Origin of the sequence: Hymenobacter citatus (assembly GCF_014333615.1) — a bacterium.
Taxonomy (GTDB): Bacteria; Bacteroidota; Bacteroidia; order Cytophagales; family Hymenobacteraceae; genus Hymenobacter; species Hymenobacter citatus.
In genome coordinates, this window is sequence record NZ_JACSCY010000005.1 from 68,134 (window position 1) to 83,668 (window position 15,535).

Genomic DNA, 15,535 nt, shown 5'->3' on the forward strand with positions numbered 1-15,535 from the left:
ACACATATTTCTTATTGACCCTTAATGACGCGCGTTACGCTATATTAAGCTCGCGCCAGTCAACTCTTCTACCGTAGCGGCCGCAAATCCAGCATAAACCCCGGCAATGCTGGCTCGGCACTCAAACTGCTGTCGAACCCATAGATTTCCTCCGGTTTCTGTCCTTGGCGGTAGATAGTGGCGGTTTCGGTGTTGGGGTCGAGTAGAAAGCCTACGGCTACACCATTTTCCAGGTAGTTTTCCATCTTACGGCGTAAGGCAGTCAACCCATCCGAAGGTGAACGGACTTCTACCACCAGCACGGGACAGACGGGTGGGAAACGCAGCCGTTGCTGCTCCGTGAGGGCATCGTAGGCGGCTTTGGGTACCCACGAGGCATCAGGCGAGCGGACAGAACCGTCGGGCAGGGTAAAGCCAGCGGAGGACTCAAACACGTAGCCTAACTGGTGTTGACGGTTCCACAGCGTCAACTGGAACAATACTTCGTTTGATTTACGGCTGGATTCGGCTCCGGCGGGGGGCATGGCAATAATTTCGTGGTCGGCGGTGCGCTCTAGGCGCAGGTCGGGGTTTTGCTGGCAGAAGTCGAAGAACTCGTCATCCGTGAGACGAGTCAACAGGGAGCCGCGCAACACCACCGCGTTATCGATGTTAGCAAGTGTCATAGCATCAGCAAAAGAGGTACTTACCAAAGATACGAAATAGCAACGCGGCACGATACGGAGCAATCCTACCCTAATCCAACGACCGTTCCCGAAACAGCACGAAGCCTATGTGCGCAAACACGCTGAACTGCCGGGTAGGCGCATCGTAGTGGATGAATTGCAGCGAGGCCGGGCCTACGGGCGTCTGGTATACAAAGCCCGTCATGGCGATGAAATAGGGCCGGCTGATGGCAGGGCCGCGCTGGGCCAGCAGCGGGTTGGCCTCCTGCCGCTCCCAGGGGCGCACCAGCACGTGCACGTAGCCTTCGGTGCGCCACTCCAGGTTGCCCACAATAGCCTTGATGTAGCGCAGGCCCGCCGCAGCGTAAGCCGTACCCCGGTAACGGTCGAGGAAGATGGTACGCGAGTCGGGCAGGGGTAGGAAGGCGGGAGCCATGGTGAGGGAGGCGCGGTAGTTGGCAAACCGCCCCTGCGTACTAATCTGCGACTCTACCAAGTAACCCCAGGCGTGCACCTTGCTACCCACCGAGTCGGTTTTATTGAACGTGAAGTATTGCTCGTTGTAGATGCCCAGCTTCACCCACTGGTGGTTGCGACTAAGCCCTTGCAAGCTGTCGGCGGTGCTGCCGGGCACGTATTTTTCCCGCGCCGCCACACCCCGAAAGCCAAACTCCACACGCCGGCCACTCACGGCATATTGTCGGCGGTTCAGGGAGTTGCGCTCGAAGCGAATGGCGCCGGTAGCCCCTTGCAGCCGGTCTTGGTCCAGGGTAGCGCTGGTGTTGATGTCGCTGGTGTTGGCAAACCGGTCGCGGTTGGTGAAGGCGCCCACGCTCAGCACGTAGCGGCTGCGGTAGTTGGGGCTGATGCCTACCTGTAGGTAGGTTTTCAGGTCACGCTGCTGGAGCTGGGTATTCTGGGCTGAGGTACCCAGCAGCCCGCCTGTATCCTGGTAATTGAAGTTGTTGAAGGTGATAGTGGGCTCGAAATAGAGCGGCGTGTTGCCGGGAATGCTGATGCGGAACGAGCCCCGCGCCCCGTTGTAGAAGCGCCCAATGGTGGCATCGGCCCGCACCGAGTACAGGTATTTGTTGAGGTAGCGGTAGCCCAGGCCCAGGTAGATGTTGCTCATGGAGCGGGTAGACAGCAGCACGCCCAAGTCGGTAGTCAGGTTGGAATTCTGGCGCGCATCCACGTTCAACACGTAGCCTTTCAGCTGGTCGTTGTAGTTGATACGGGGGTACACGTTGTTGAAGAAATCGTTGTTGACTAGGCGGTAGTAGCCCTCCTCAATATCGCTAGGCGAGTAGCTGGACCCTGTTTTCTGAAAGAAACGGCGCACAAAGCCTTGCTGTCGTTGAGGCAGACCCTGCACGTCGATGCGCTTGAACACCGGGCGCGGAGCCTGTTCCTGAAAAGCCCGACGCCGCGCCTGTAGTGCCACAGTATCCTCGCGCCGCTGGATGCGTTCCAGAATCAGCGGCATTTTGCGCTCAGCGGCCTGCGCGCCGTACTGAATCAACTGCTTCACTTGGTTGAAATCGGCTGCCGTGATATCGTTTAGATTAGGCTGTATGTAAATGCCATTCGGGCCTACCGATGTAGTATCAGCCACATTAGAACCCAGGAATATCAGTGTGCCGGCAAGCAGCTGATCATCTTTTTCCTTGGGGTATTTATCAAACGCCACGTCGCCCACATTCACCCCAATCATAATGTCAGGATTGAACTCCCGGCGCATCACATCGGTGGGGAAGTTATCCACCACGGCCCCATCGAACAGGTAGCGGCCGTCTTCCTGCCGGATGGGCCGAAACGCCAGCGGAAACGCCATGGAGTTGCGCACGGCATCGGACAGCGAGCCGCTTTTCTGCACCACTTTCTCGCGGGTGAACACCTCCGAAGCTACACTCCGGTAGGGCACCAGCAGCTTGTCGAAATTGTAGTTGGCAATGGCGCCGGCGGGGGCCAGCATGGTAGCCAGCACGTAGTTCAGCGTCACGTCGTTGACGAGCTTGGGCGTCACGCGGGTTTTCAAGGTAGAGTCGATGGCCAGGCGCAGGTGCAGAGCAGCAGGCGTGGGGTCGATGTCGTAGTAATTGTAGACCTTCCCTTCGATGGGGGAGCCATTTACCCAGTTCTGAAATTCTGGCTTTAGCACAATTTCCTCAATCTCATCGGGCGAGTAGCCGGCCGCATACATTCCCCCTACAATGGCGCCCATACTAGTACCCACAATGTAGTTGATGGGAATGCGGTTTTTCTCCAGCACGCGCAGCACACCCACGTGTGCCAGTCCTTTAGCACCGCCGCCACTCAGTACCAAGCCTACCTTCTGCGCCTGTCCTGGAGGGACTATACCCAGTAGCAGCAGCAGAGCGACAAGTAAACTGTAGTAGTTCTTCATAAAGTTATATGACAAAGCCGCTGAGCCAGCGGCGAGTTTCGTACGCAATCAGCGCGGTCAGGTTTTGGCGGTAATCTACCTTTTTAGAGCATGTGTAGCTGCCTACCCCACTGGCTATTCTTCGTGGCCCGGTACAGACACCGCTGGTGCCTGCTGACGAGCTGCCTCCTGGGCCAAACGCTCCTGCTCTCTGGCCGAGGGCGTGCGGGGTAGCTTATCCAGATCAGGCTGACCGGCATCCACCCAGCAAGTGTACCAAAAGGCCGCCACCAGCCGCACGGCCTGCCGCATACGGCGCTCTACCTGCCCGTTGAGCTGGCGGTGGTAGGCGCGAACAAAATCGCGAGAATACGTCCTGATGGTTTGCCCGCCGCGCTCCTCGTAGCCGTACTTGCGGTCGGCGGCAAACAGCACGGTTTGCTCCCGCTCGAAGCGCAACACCGAATCGACGGCAGCGTGTGAGGCAGCCACGGCCTGCCAGATAGCCTCCGTGGGCCGCTCAAGGTAGGCAGCTTGGCCTACCATCAGGTCATAATCGGTGCTCAATAGCTCCGGCAAGCGGCTTTCCCACAACCCGTGAATGCCCCGCTGGCCCGTAAACTGACCGTTGTAATTGCGGGTGGTATGCAGGGGCACGCAGGCATCGGCTACGTAATGGCCCAGGTCGGCGGAGAGGTGCAGGATGCGGTCAGTGTCGTGCGCCCGGAAAGCGGCCGTGAGCTGGCCTTTCATCTGGGCTACCTGCCAGGGCACAATGCCGTGGCGCATCAGGGAGTCTTCGCCGTAGCGGGCCACGGCATCGGCGAAGTTGCGGGGTAGGCCGTGCTTGGTAAGGGCCGAGTCGCCGTACGCGTCCACATCCAGGAAGTGGCGGGCAGCCTCGCCGGGCACTACGGTGCGGCGCGAATCGGGGCGGGTGGCGTTTTCGGTGAGGTAGTCGATGTTGGCTTTATAAAAGCCAATCATTTCGCGGGGTAAGGTAAAAACGGCCAGCCGGTTAATGAGTCGGTGGCTGAAGAAGCCCCAGGCGTGGGTAGGAGCGGCGGGAAGGAGTAGTAAGCATAAAGCGAGGAGGATAGTAATAGCTTTCATAGCAGCATGATACACCGATGGAAAGCCTTCCGTAATAATATCGTACCAACGTTCTGCAGTGCTGATTTATGAGTAGCTTAAGCATCTCCTACCCCCGAAGTATCTGCTTATGCTACGACACGTCATTTACTACAGCCTTTCTTTCGTGCTACTGACACTGGTGCCCGGCTGCCAGCAAAAGCAGCAGACATACCCCTACCTGATAAAAATCGACGGTTGCACCGACTGCTCCGTTACGCTCAGGGGCCTCCCTCCTTCTTATAACACACTGGATACTGCCCAAAGGCAGGCCGGTCAGTTGGTTTTATCAGGTACCATTGCGCAACCTGGTGTGTATTATGTCTTTGGCCATAAGCCTACAGATAAGAATTTCGGTATAGGTGCTACCATCTATCTACCAGCCGATTCTGTGCAGCTAACGGTTTTGCCGAAAGAGCAGGAAAAGCGTACTTTCTACTATGTCTACCAACGGCTTGGTCTCGGCTCCTACCTTCGGAATGCGGTAATATTTTCTACTTCACCGCAACAAAAAGAGCTGGAACGCTACTTATACCTCAACGATAGTCTCTGGAACAAATTCTTCGTGGATAAAAGCCTTGTGACCGCGAAGCTGGTTCAAACCTACGATTCCGGCAACCGCGCCCTCGTGGAGCAGTGGTCCGATTCAGCACGGCGCTTCGAAGGACGTTTTCCTAAGTACATGGCCCAATCATCGGTGCTTTTCGCCAAGCAGTATCCCCATTCCGACCTCACCGCCTACGCCCTACTGGATAACGCCAAGATAACTAACGTCCAGCCGGTGCTCCGGCCCTACTACCGCGCCCTACCCGACTCGCTGAAGCAGAGCTACTACGGCAAGCTGCTGGCTAAGGAATTTGGTGAGGTCCAGGAGTAGTTCGGGCTACTACATTGCGCTAGCAACTATGACATGACAGGTAGTACATATCAAGAAAAACAAAAAACTGATATACCCCAACGGATATATCAGTTTTGCTTACATGAGATAGATATGTCTCCCTACCGCTGCTTCACCACTGGAAACCGCATCCGGTAATCGGCTTTCACGTCGCCTTTGCTGATGCGGGCGAGTTTGCCTTTGATAAACTGCTTTTTAAAGGCCGAAATCTTATCTGTGAACAGCACGCCCTCCAAGTGGTCGTACTCGTGCTGAATCACGCGGGCCGTCATGCCGGAAAAGGTTTCTTCGTGCGGCTGGCGGTTTTCGTCCTCGTAGCGCAGCGTTACCACGGGCTGGCGGTACACCATCTCGCGCACGCCCGGAATGCTCAGGCAGCCTTCCTCAAAACCCCACTCCTCGCCTTCTTCGTGCACAATCTGTGGGTTAATAAAGGCGCGCTTTACGGGTTGCGCGGTGGCTTCCAGCTGCACCGGCTCGCCGTTTTCGTCCTCCTCGTCTACCATCGGCGCCGAGTCAATCACGAACAGGCGGATGCTCTTGCCAATCTGGGGCGCGGCCAGGCCTACCCCGTGGGCATAGTACATGGTATCGTACATATCGGCCACGAGCTGTTTTAGCTCGTCAGCGGAGAAATCAATGGGCAGGTCGCGGGCGCGAACTTTCAAAACAGGGTCGCCGAAGGCAACAACAGGGTAAATCATCGGGATTCAAGGAAAGATTGCAAAATGATGGCCGCGCTAATGCGGTCCACCGTGGCTTTGTCGCGGCGGGCCTTCTTGCCTAGCCCGCCGGCCAGCATGGTAGCGTGCGCCATGCGCGAGGTAAACCGTTCGTCGACCTCATGCACCGGCACCGCCGGAAACTCGCGCCGTAGCTGCCGCACCAGACCTACTACAGCGCTGGTAGCATCGGTGGCCTCATTGAGTAGGGTACGCGGCATTCCTACCACTAGCGCCGCCAGCGGGTCGCGCTGGTGGTAGGCTTTCAGGTAGGCCAGTAGGTCTTTGCTGTGCACCGTATCCAGCGGCGATGCAATGAGTTGCGAGGGGTCCGTTACGGCCAGGCCCACGCGTTTGTGACCGTAGTCAATAGCAAGAATGCGCCCCATTTGTAACTGTAAAAAACCACTTACCCACACCGTATAGTTCCTGCTCGGGTGGGCCCCACAAAGATACGACGACCAAGTGGAACTGCCAGAATATGGCTATTAGTTACTACCCTCCTTTCTTTATACGTCAAGCCATATCTATTCACTATATATAATTATAATTCATGCACTATTATATAGCGCAATCTAACTGCGCTTGTTTCACGTAAATATTATGTAAAAAATGCTATATATAGCCCTAATATAAGATCAAATTGTATTGTTATTGGAAAACCAATACCATTCAATAGTATGGCTTTATTCTTGAAAAAGTTTTACTATTCCTAAGCAAGGCACTTTTTTGCAGGATTGAACTATCACCCGACCCACCACGCTGCTTTCGTTTATGCCTGTTGAGCCAACCACTGCCCCTACCCCTCGCCCAACCGCAACGCCGGAACAAGCACCCAATAATCGGCAGTGGCAGGTACGGCAACCTATGCTGCTGGCTATCGTGCTGGTTTGCGGCATTTTGGTGGGCGCTAACCCGTTTCGGCCGTCCAGTCAGAATCCCGATGGCACCTCTCGTGGCTACCTTAAGTTCAAGGAAATTCTGAGTTACGTAGACCGCGACTATGTGGACTCGGTGGATGCTGAAGCCCTGTCGGACTACGCCATCAGCCGGATGCTGGAGCAGCTGGACCCGCACACGGTATTCATTCCGGCCCGCGAGCAGCAGCAGGCTTCGGTACTGCTTCAAAGCGATTTTGACGGGGTAGGGGCCGAAGTCAACATCTTCCATGACACTGTGACGGTAGTAGCCCCACTCAGCGGCGGCCCCGCCGACATGGCCGGCCTGCTACCCGGCGACCGGCTCCTGCGCATCGGCGAAACCACTGTTTCGGGTAAGCATACCTCGCTGGAGTCGGTACTGGGGTTGCTGCGGGGGCCACGCGGCAGCCGCGTGCCACTGCTGGTAATGCGCCGCCACCAGCACGCCCCTATCACCATGCTGGTCACGCGCAACCGCATTGCCAACAACTCACTGGATGTGAGCTATATGCTGGATAATCAAACGGGGTTTATTAAAATCAGCCGCTTTGCTAGTGGCACGTTTGATGAGTTTAAGCAAGCGCTGGGCGACTTGCGTCGCCAGGGCATGATCCGCTTGGTCCTGGACCTGCGCGGCAACCCCGGCGGCTACCTCGACCGCGCCACCAAAATCGCCGATGAGTTTATTGGCGGCACCCGCAAGCTGGTGTATACCGATGGCAAAGGCGACCAGTACGATACCCAAACCTTCGCCCGTGTAACTGGCGAGTTCGAGGAAGGACCATTGGTAGTGCTGGTAGACGAAAACAGCGCTTCAGCCGCCGAGGTAGTGGCCGGCGCCCTGCAAGACCACGACCGCGCCCTACTGGTAGGCCGGCGCACGTTTGGCAAAGGCCTAGTGCAGCAGCCCATCACGCTCAACGACGGCTCGGAGCTGCGCCTGACTATTGCCCGCTATTTCACACCCTCGGGGCGCTGCATTCAGAAGTCGTACCAGGGTGGTGCAATGGCCTACGAGCAGGAGCTAGCCAACCGCCAGCGCCGCGGTGAGTACCTGCATGCCGACAGCATCCATTTTGCCGACTCCCTGCGCTACCGCACGGCCCATGGCCGCACCGTGTACGGCGGCGGCGGCATCATGCCCGACCTCTTCGTGCCCGGCGACACGCTGCTGCAATCGGCCTACTACAGTAAGTTGCAAAAGCTGAACCTGATCCGGGAGTTTGCCCTCAACTTCTACCAGGACCACCAAGCAGAGCTGGCCGGCCTGCGCTTTGAGCAGTTCAATCAGCAGTTTCAGATTACGGATCAGCAGCTGAAAGTGCTGGCCGCCCTGGCAGCCAAAGCCGGTGCCCGCGCTTCCCTAGTTGAGCAAAATCGGTGCGCCCTGTTACTCCGCACGCAGTTGAAGGCCCTTATTGCGCGCCACGCCTACGGCAACACGGCCTTTTACCAAGTGATGCAACAGCAAGATCCTGAGTTGCTTCAGGCCATGCGCAGCTTTCAGAACGGCTCCGCGCTACTCACGCAGAATTTGACGTCGATGAAGTAAGTAAGAACGTCCTTTCGACCAGCGGGAGAAATCTCGCGTGCTGACGAAAGATAGTATCTATCATCAGCACGCGAGATTTCTCCCGCTGGTCGAAAGGACAGGCTCCCTCTACTGCACTGGCGCTTTATCCTGATACGTGAACTTCCGGTCGATTTTATCGAAAGGTTTACCATCTATTTCAGCATAAGGATAGATGAAGTAGTTGAGCGGGTCGCCTTGCTGCGGGGGCGTCAGGGTCAGGTCGCGGCCGCGGGTAAACTCCACGCGGTTTTCGTCGTGGGCGCCGAAGAAGTACTGGCGGCGGTCTGGGTTCTTGGCCGCCTCAGAAGCATCGATGGGCACCCAGCCGGTTTGTTTGGTGTAAAACTCAGCCCAGCAGTGGTAGCCCTGCACCTGGCCGCTGCCCCGCTCGGCGGGTAGGGGAAAGCCGATGCTGAAGCGCGCCGGAATACCTAGCGCCCGGCAGTAGCCGATAAAAATGGCGTGGAAATCGGTGCAGTTGCCGCGGCGGGCGTCGCAGGCGTAGTAGATGTCGCCGCGGCCCCAGCCCTGGCCGGTTTTGTCGTATTGCACCGTGCTGACTACGTGGTTGTAGATGGCGCGAGCCTTTTCGAGGTCGGTTTTGGCGCCGGCTTTGGTCACTACCTCCGTGGCCCAGGTCTTAATTTTGGCATCCAGCGGTACGAGGCGGTCGGGTTGGAGCCACCGGGCCATGTTGGGGTCGTTCACGTCGGCCTTGCTCGACTTGCGGCCCGCGCTCAAAAATGGATTCAGGTGCTCGCGGCGCACGGCCTGGAACTGTAGCTTTACCGTGAACCCATCGGCCGGTGGCTGCGCCACGCGCAGGTGCACCATCTGGTTGTTGTAGGGGCCAGTCGCTATTTCGTAGCGGTACGGCGAGGTGATGCTGACCCCAGTAATCTCCTGTGACTTATCGTTGTGCGGCACGGGAAGCCACAGGTCCAGGTAGTGAACGGTAGTGGGTAGGTCGTGGAGTGTGGCCGTGTATTCCACGGCTACTGTGCGGCTGCGAGGCGCAGGCGACTGCGCAAACATCACAGATTGGCTAATAAGCCCTAGAGCGGCTACCAGAGTAGCTACCCGCGCCGGCCGGCGCGGTCCCCGTTCTCGAATTTTCACGTGTTGCTGAGTATAGTATATACAAGGCCAAGGGCCATTCTCAACAAAGATACGAGCAAATGACGGCGCTCTTGGGAAACTGCTTCGGAACCAAGTACTTTCCCGATGACGTTGGCACCCGCTTGCCGGATATACCGTAACTTTAACTCCATCTGTCAGTAAAGTGAAGCGGGCATCTTTTCTATACTCTTCTATGTTTTTATTGCGGCCGCGTGCATATTTTCTGGTAGGGCTGCTGTTGATTTTGAGCACATTATCGGCGGTAGCGCAGCAAGTGCGTTTTGCCGGCCGCGTAACGGAGGCCAAATCGGGCAAGGCCGTGCCGTTTGCCTCGGTGTTCGTGCCCGGCTCCAGCCAGGGTACCACGGCCGATGAAAACGGCCGCTTCACGCTCACCGTAGCACAACCCGTCGATTCGCTGGGTGCTTCGGCGCTGGGCTTCACCCCGCTGAAAAAAGCCGTGGGCACCCAGCCTACGCAAACCGTCAACTTTGCCCTGGGTGGCGGGGGCGGTTTTACGTTGGGAGAGGTAACCATACGTCCGCCCGGCGAGGTAGAAAACCCGGCCTATCGGATTTTGCGGTTGGTGCAGGCGCACAAAAACAAGAACAACAAGCGTAGCCTCAACACCTACGATTTCGACAGCTACAACCGCCTGCAGGTGTTTCTGGCCAACATGCCCCGCGACCCGGAGGAGGGTAGCCTGTTTGAGCAGATTCAGAATGTGGCTGATAGCCTGGGCGCGCTGGGCGACACTACCAGTGGGCGGGTGGCCCTACCCATTTTCGCCTCTGAGGCCATTTCGCGCTTCTACGTGCAGTCGCAGCCCCGCCTAACCCGCGAGGAAATCCGGCATACGCAAATGCACGGCCTGGCCCCGCGCGAGGGCTCGGTGCTGTCGCAGATCATGGGCACATCGTTTCAGGACTGGGACTTCTACCGCAACTGGCAGCAGTTGCTGGGCAAAGACTTTATCTCGCCTATTGCCGACGGCTGGAAATTCACTTATGAATATGAGCTCCAAGACTCGGTATTTCTGGGTTCTGATTACTGCTACCGCATTGCCGTGGAGCCACGCCGGCCGGCCGATCTGGCATTTACGGGCCTGATCTGGATCAACGCCGAAACCTACGCCCTGCGCCGGGTGGATTTGAAGGTGAGCCCCTCCGTGAACCTCAACTTTGCGGACAATATCGTGGTGCAGCAGGACATGGTGGCCTCATCAGCCGGGCCGGGCTTGCCGCGCCGCACGCACGTGGAGCTGGGTGTGAAGCCACTCAAGAAAAGTCCGGCTTTCCGGGCTGAGTTCACCACCATCAACTCCGACTTTGTGGTGAATCAGGACCGGCCAGCCGAGTTCTATACCCTACCCATCGAAACCCTGGCCAGCGCCTACGAGACCCCGCCCGGTTTCTGGGAAACCCACCGCCCCGATACGCTAACGGCCCGCGAGCAAGGCACCTTTGCCACCCTCGACTCGGTGCAGCGCCTACCCGAGGTGCGCACGGTGCTCGACATTATGGACATTGCCGTGAACGGCTACTATCGGGCGGGCAAACTGGACCTGGGGCCCGTATTGAGCACTTACGCTTTTAATAGTATTGAGGGGCACCGCTTTCAACTCGGCTTTCGGACTACGCCCGCCATTAGCCGCAACTGGCTGCTGCGCACCTACCTGGCCTATGGTACCCGCGACGGCCGCTTTAAATACGGTGCGCAGGTGAGCCGCATTCTGGACCGCCGCACCTGGACGGTAGCCACCGTAGAGCGCCGTCACGATATCGAGCAAATTGCTCTACTCGACAACGCCTATGCGCTGGAAAACCCGCTGTTTGAAGCTTCGGCACGCTTGGGAAACATTCGAAGCAGCCGCCCCCTATTGCGCGAGTTGACCAGCGTCTCGCTGCAAAGCGACCTGTTTCGGGGCTTTACGCAGAAGGTGACGCTGCGCCACCAGCAGTTCCGGCCACTCTACCCGTTTGCGTATTACACCGATGAGCCCAGACCTGGCGCACCCACGGAAGACAATTTCACTTTATCCGAAATTGTGCTGGAGTCGCGCTACGCCCGCGACCAGGTGCTGGTGCAGAGCCAGACGCAAAACCGCCGCTACTCCATTGGGCTGATGCGCTGGCCGGTATTTACGCTACGCTACACGATGGGCCTCAACAATGTGCTGGGTAGTGATTTCAAGTACCAGAAGATCAATCTTTTGGTTACGCAAAGTGTGAAATTCGGCCAACTGGGCCGCACCGATTACATTCTGGATGCCGGCTACATTCCGAGCACAGTGCCCTACCCCCTGCTCAAAAATCACCTCGGCAACCAAACGCCATTTTATAATGCGGGTGCCTACAACCTGATGCGGTACTTTGAGTTTGTAAGCGATAAATACGTGGCGCTTCAACTCGAAAATCACCTCGATGGCTTTCTTATCAACAGCGTGCCACTGCTGCGCCGGCTGAACTGGCGTCTGCTGGTAACCGGCAACGTACTGTACGGAGGCATCAGCAGGGCCAACCGCGCCATCAACCCCACCGAAAATCAGTTTGGCGAGCCACTCCCTACCTTTCAGGCACTGGGTCGGACGCCTTACGCAGAGTTAGGCTACGGTATTGAGAATATCTTTAAGGTAGTACGCATTGATTTTATCCACCGCCTCACCTACCGCGACTCCCCAGGCGCCCGCAACTTTGGCGCAAAGGTCAGCTTTCAATTTAAGCTGTAACGTTAGACCGTCATTCCGAGCTTGTTGAGGAGTCTCGCGTGCTGACGGTAGATAGTATCTTTCGTCAGCACGCGAGATTCCTCGACAAGCTCGGAATGACGTCCTTTTATCTGCTTACCCCGCACGCATGTCCAGCGTGCCGAGCAGGTCTTTCACCGCTTGGTTCAACTTCGGATTACTACGTAGACGGTTGCTTAGCTGCGGGTCCGTCTCAAGAGTGCCGAAATAATTGGCAAAACTCGAATTTTGTAATCGTGCCCGCACGCCAGCCTTTTCGCGCGAGCTAAGCCCCGCCATCCATTGCGCATAGGTAGGGCGCAACTGTTGCGCTTGTTGGCGCAAGGGAGCACCTTCCTTCTGCAAAATAGCAATAGCCTCGGCGTCGTTGGGCGCTGATAAGGCCCGTTGCACCACAGCCATCATGTCAGCGCCCAACCGGTTGAATTTCGTTTCGGCCGGGTTTTGCTGATAATGCGCAACGGCAGCAAGGCCAGCTGTGGCCGTAGGTTCGGGCGCAGCTAGTAACAGCGCCAAAGTAAGCAGCGGGAAATAGGTCATGGGCGGGCGGGGGAAGAAGGTAGGGAGCTGAACCATGGTTCTTTAACACAAACGAAATATAGCCGCAAACGGATGCTGCACGCCTTGCTCTGCTAATTTTGTTTCTTCGCAAGTATGAAGAAACCCTCGCTCCCGAAACGTCCTACCACCTACCTATCCGAAAGCACCTTTGAGCGCTGGACAGCCAACCAACTCAAGGCAGAGACCGAATGGGAGCAATGCCTTTTTGTTGACTGCAACTTTGCCGAGGCAGATTTGCGGCATAAGCGCTTCATCGACTGCCGCTTCGAGCGGTGCAACCTCGCCCTGGCTACCTTCACCGGGGCGGGCCTACAAGGCGTGCAGTTTTCCGAGTGCAAACTCACGGGCGTACAATTCGCCGCCTGCCAGGATATGTTATTTGGTGTTGATTTTGAGCAGTGCCAGCTGCACTACGCCAGCTTTGCCGGTAAGAAGATGCGAGGCACCTCCTTCCGGCACTGCTCCTGCACCGAGGCCGACTTCACGCAGGCTGACCTCCGTAACGCTTCCTTTGCGCATACTACCCTCAGCCGGGCCATCTTCCACCACACACAGCTCAGTGGCGCCGATTTTACAACTGCCACCGACTTCACCATCGACCCAGAGAATAATTCGCTGCGCAGTGCGCGGTTCACGATGGCAGGGTTGGTGGGCTTGGTAGGTAAGTACGATCTGGTAATAGAGTAAGCCCGCCTAGTTCAGCCACACCTCCGCTACCACGGCAAAGCGCTGCGGCCCGAAGGCATTGTAGTAGGGAGCTTCGCCCTCAAAAGTCAGCACGTGTACCAGCTCCATGCCTTCCAGGCGGCTGGGTACTACGCGCACAGGATACAGTGCGCCCTCTTCGGGCCAGTCGCCGCGGTGGTTAAGGGGGCGGTCAGAAGCATCGGTGCAATACGCATAGTGCACCACCGGCAGGTGCCGGGTGGCCGCAGCCATATCCAGGTTAGCTACTTCGTGTGACATACATATGATGAGGTAAGACGCCTGTAAAAACCCTATTTCGTCCGAATAGTTTCCTGCCGTGCTTGGCAGGCCTATGGGCAAGTAACGGAAATAAAGAAAAAGGCCAAACGATTCTTCCGAATCATTTGGCCTTTTCTCGAGGTAGCGGGGACTGGACTCGAACCAGTGACCTTTGGGTTATATGTTAGTCACAAAATATGGCTTAATTCAATCTAAAGGCAGTTTTAAGTCAACGCTCATAAGTCTCATTACGTTCTAAGTATATGTTCTATGTTCTAATAACGTTCTAAAAATAGGTAGGAAATGAGCTTGAAAAATACTTGTAGAAATGCTGCTGAGACGCGCCTGACGCTACGTAATAAGTCGAATGCTACTGGTCTTTGGCAAGTGGTTGTCATCTACTCAGCTAAAGGTCGCACCAAGAAATTTCCTACGGGTGTCCATACTTCTGAAGCTCGCTGGAATGAGAAAACACAAGAAGTTCGGTCAATTAGCACAGATGATGCTCTAACTACGAATGCTCACTTGAAAACGGTCAAAGCCAAGCTTGATGCTATCATCCGGCAGCATATCCAGGAACAAGGAGAAAAACCGTCGCTGGAACAATTGTATGCTGTGTATTCTAGGGACAAACCCAGAGAAACTGCTCCTGGAGCATCCGTTTCGCTTGTGACGAATGCTCTGCTAGCTTACATAGACCTACGTAGAAGCGAAATCCAGATTAACAGCCTGAAAGTATACGCTGCATTACTCCAGAATCTACGCCTGTATGAAGAGCACTCCGGCGAGGAATGGCACTGGGACACTCTTACTCTGCAATCAGTTGAGGAATTCCAGGTCTGGCTCATCACAGTCAAGAAGTTTCACAATACTACTGTTGAAAGGAGAGTTATTGCGCTCAAAAAGTTTCTAGAGGCTCACAACGAACACACTGCCCTTGATTACAAGGCATTACGCCCTAAATACAAAGTTAAAACCGCGAGAAATTTTCATCCGGTTACCTTAACCCCGGAGGAATTAGAAGGTATTCGGCAGCTCCCCTTGCATGACCTTCCCAGATTAGAAAAAGTACGGGACTTGTTTCTACTCCAAACGTGGTTGGGCTTACGTTTTTCCGATGTAGCTCGGCTTTCTCCCGAACATGTCAAGTCAACCAGAAATGGGTGGCGTGTACGCATCGACATCAATAAGACCGGGGACTACTCCGATATACCGCTATTTCCCATCGCAGCTGAGATATTAGCTAAATACGACGGACATGCGCCCGCTATCAGCAATCAGAAGTTCAATAAGTACATCAAAGAGGTAATGGCTCTAGGAGCCGATGTGCTGCCGTCTCTTAAAGAGGAAGTAAGCCAATTTCACTACGAAGGAAATCGTAAGGTAAATATTAAGAAGCCAAAGCATCTATGGATAACGAGTCATTCTTGCCGGCGTACGTTCATAACCCTCAACATCCAGCTAGGAACCCCTCAACACTACGTCATGAAGTGGTCCAACCATGTGGACCCTCGTTCATTCCGTAAATATCAGAACGCCTTACAAGGAGAATCCGAAGCAGCACAGAACCTTTTGAAGGCCTATTCCTCCACAAAAAAATAGGGTGCATATTTTAAACGCCCTCCCCCGATTGTAGAGGGCGGGGGGGGGTATTATACCGGGGAGTAGGGGATACAAAAAACCCCTACCCCCCCTTATTGATGATTTACGAATACTCATCAAGCATAAGTTATTGTCATTTGCCCTATTCAAGCTTAATTGTACTTACTTAATGAGTATCAATAGGTGTTTTTAATTATGTTTTAAAGGCTCATAAGTACTTATAAAACGAATTAAAGTACACATAAA

Annotated in this window: 13 protein-coding genes; 5 read left to right on the top strand and 8 right to left on the bottom strand. The window is 55.6% G+C overall.

The genetic code is table 11. The features are described 5' to 3' along the window. Window positions 1–68: 68 nt before the first annotated feature. The 3 genes from H8B15_RS08405 to H8B15_RS08415 form a co-directional block, all read right to left on the bottom strand. On the bottom strand, window positions 69–665 hold the full coding sequence (locus H8B15_RS08405; protein WP_187319236.1) for a Uma2 family endonuclease: 597 nt from the start codon (window positions 663–665) through the stop codon (window positions 69–71). A 70-nt stretch (window positions 666–735) separates the two neighbouring features. Next, window positions 736–3,072: a patatin-like phospholipase family protein gene (locus H8B15_RS08410; RefSeq protein ID WP_187319237.1), complete on the bottom strand. Its 2,337-nt coding sequence runs from the start codon at window positions 3,070–3,072 to the stop codon at window positions 736–738. A gap of 114 nt (window positions 3,073–3,186) precedes the next feature. Next, window positions 3,187–4,164 (bottom strand): zinc dependent phospholipase C family protein, encoded by a 978-nt coding sequence (locus H8B15_RS08415; RefSeq protein WP_187319238.1) that lies wholly within the window; start codon window positions 4,162–4,164, stop codon window positions 3,187–3,189. Between the two features lie 109 nt (window positions 4,165–4,273). On the opposite strand from H8B15_RS08415, the gene H8B15_RS08420 reads away from it, so the two are divergent. After that, window positions 4,274–5,059 carry a hypothetical protein gene (locus H8B15_RS08420; protein ID WP_187319239.1) on the top strand — a complete coding sequence of 262 codons (786 nt, stop codon included), beginning with the start codon at window positions 4,274–4,276 and terminating at the stop codon, window positions 5,057–5,059. 122 nt (window positions 5,060–5,181) lie between these two features. Here H8B15_RS08420 and def read toward each other — a convergent pair whose 3' ends face one another. Both def and ruvX read right to left on the bottom strand, forming a co-directional pair. Continuing rightward, the gene (gene def / locus H8B15_RS08425) at window positions 5,182–5,784 is read right to left on the bottom strand and encodes a peptide deformylase (RefSeq protein ID WP_187319240.1); all 603 of its coding nucleotides are present in this window, start codon (window positions 5,782–5,784) and stop codon (window positions 5,182–5,184) included. Beyond that, window positions 5,781–6,191, bottom strand: coding sequence for a Holliday junction resolvase RuvX (gene ruvX / locus H8B15_RS08430; protein WP_187319241.1), 411 nt, complete (start codon window positions 6,189–6,191; stop codon window positions 5,781–5,783). The genes def and ruvX overlap by 4 nt, the downstream gene beginning before the upstream one ends. A gap of 385 nt (window positions 6,192–6,576) precedes the next feature. Here ruvX and H8B15_RS08435 point away from each other — a divergent pair, with 385 nt between their 5' ends. Next, on the top strand, window positions 6,577–8,274 hold the full coding sequence (locus H8B15_RS08435) for a S41 family peptidase (protein WP_187319242.1): 1,698 nt from the start codon (window positions 6,577–6,579) through the stop codon (window positions 8,272–8,274). A 108-nt stretch (window positions 8,275–8,382) separates the two neighbouring features. On the opposite strand, the gene H8B15_RS08440 is transcribed toward H8B15_RS08435, so the two are convergent. Further along, a complete protein-coding gene (locus tag H8B15_RS08440; protein WP_343069143.1) occupies window positions 8,383–9,414 on the bottom strand; it encodes a transglutaminase-like domain-containing protein in 1,032 nt (343 codons plus the stop codon). A 193-nt stretch (window positions 9,415–9,607) separates the two neighbouring features. Here H8B15_RS08440 and H8B15_RS08445 point away from each other — a divergent pair, with 193 nt between their 5' ends. Beyond that, the gene (locus tag H8B15_RS08445; protein WP_187319243.1) at window positions 9,608–12,142 is read left to right on the top strand and encodes a DUF5686 and carboxypeptidase-like regulatory domain-containing protein; all 2,535 of its coding nucleotides are present in this window, start codon (window positions 9,608–9,610) and stop codon (window positions 12,140–12,142) included. Between the two features lie 114 nt (window positions 12,143–12,256). Here the strand turns inward: H8B15_RS08445 and H8B15_RS08450 are convergent, their stop codons facing one another. Then, window positions 12,257–12,736, bottom strand: a complete 480-nt coding sequence (locus tag H8B15_RS08450; protein ID WP_187319244.1) for a hypothetical protein — start codon at window positions 12,734–12,736, stop codon at window positions 12,257–12,259. Between the two features lie 78 nt (window positions 12,737–12,814). On the opposite strand from H8B15_RS08450, the gene H8B15_RS08455 reads away from it, so the two are divergent. Beyond that, window positions 12,815–13,408, top strand: a complete 594-nt coding sequence (locus tag H8B15_RS08455; protein WP_187319245.1) for a pentapeptide repeat-containing protein — start codon at window positions 12,815–12,817, stop codon at window positions 13,406–13,408. Between the two features lie 6 nt (window positions 13,409–13,414). On the opposite strand, the gene H8B15_RS08460 is transcribed toward H8B15_RS08455, so the two are convergent. Further along, complete coding sequence (locus H8B15_RS08460; RefSeq protein WP_187319246.1) at window positions 13,415–13,687, bottom strand: hypothetical protein; 273 nt, start codon at window positions 13,685–13,687, stop codon at window positions 13,415–13,417. Between the two features lie 303 nt (window positions 13,688–13,990). On the opposite strand from H8B15_RS08460, the gene H8B15_RS08465 reads away from it, so the two are divergent. Further along, the gene (locus H8B15_RS08465) at window positions 13,991–15,289 is read left to right on the top strand and encodes a site-specific integrase (RefSeq protein ID WP_187319247.1); all 1,299 of its coding nucleotides are present in this window, start codon (window positions 13,991–13,993) and stop codon (window positions 15,287–15,289) included. Window positions 15,290–15,535 lie beyond the last annotated feature (246 nt).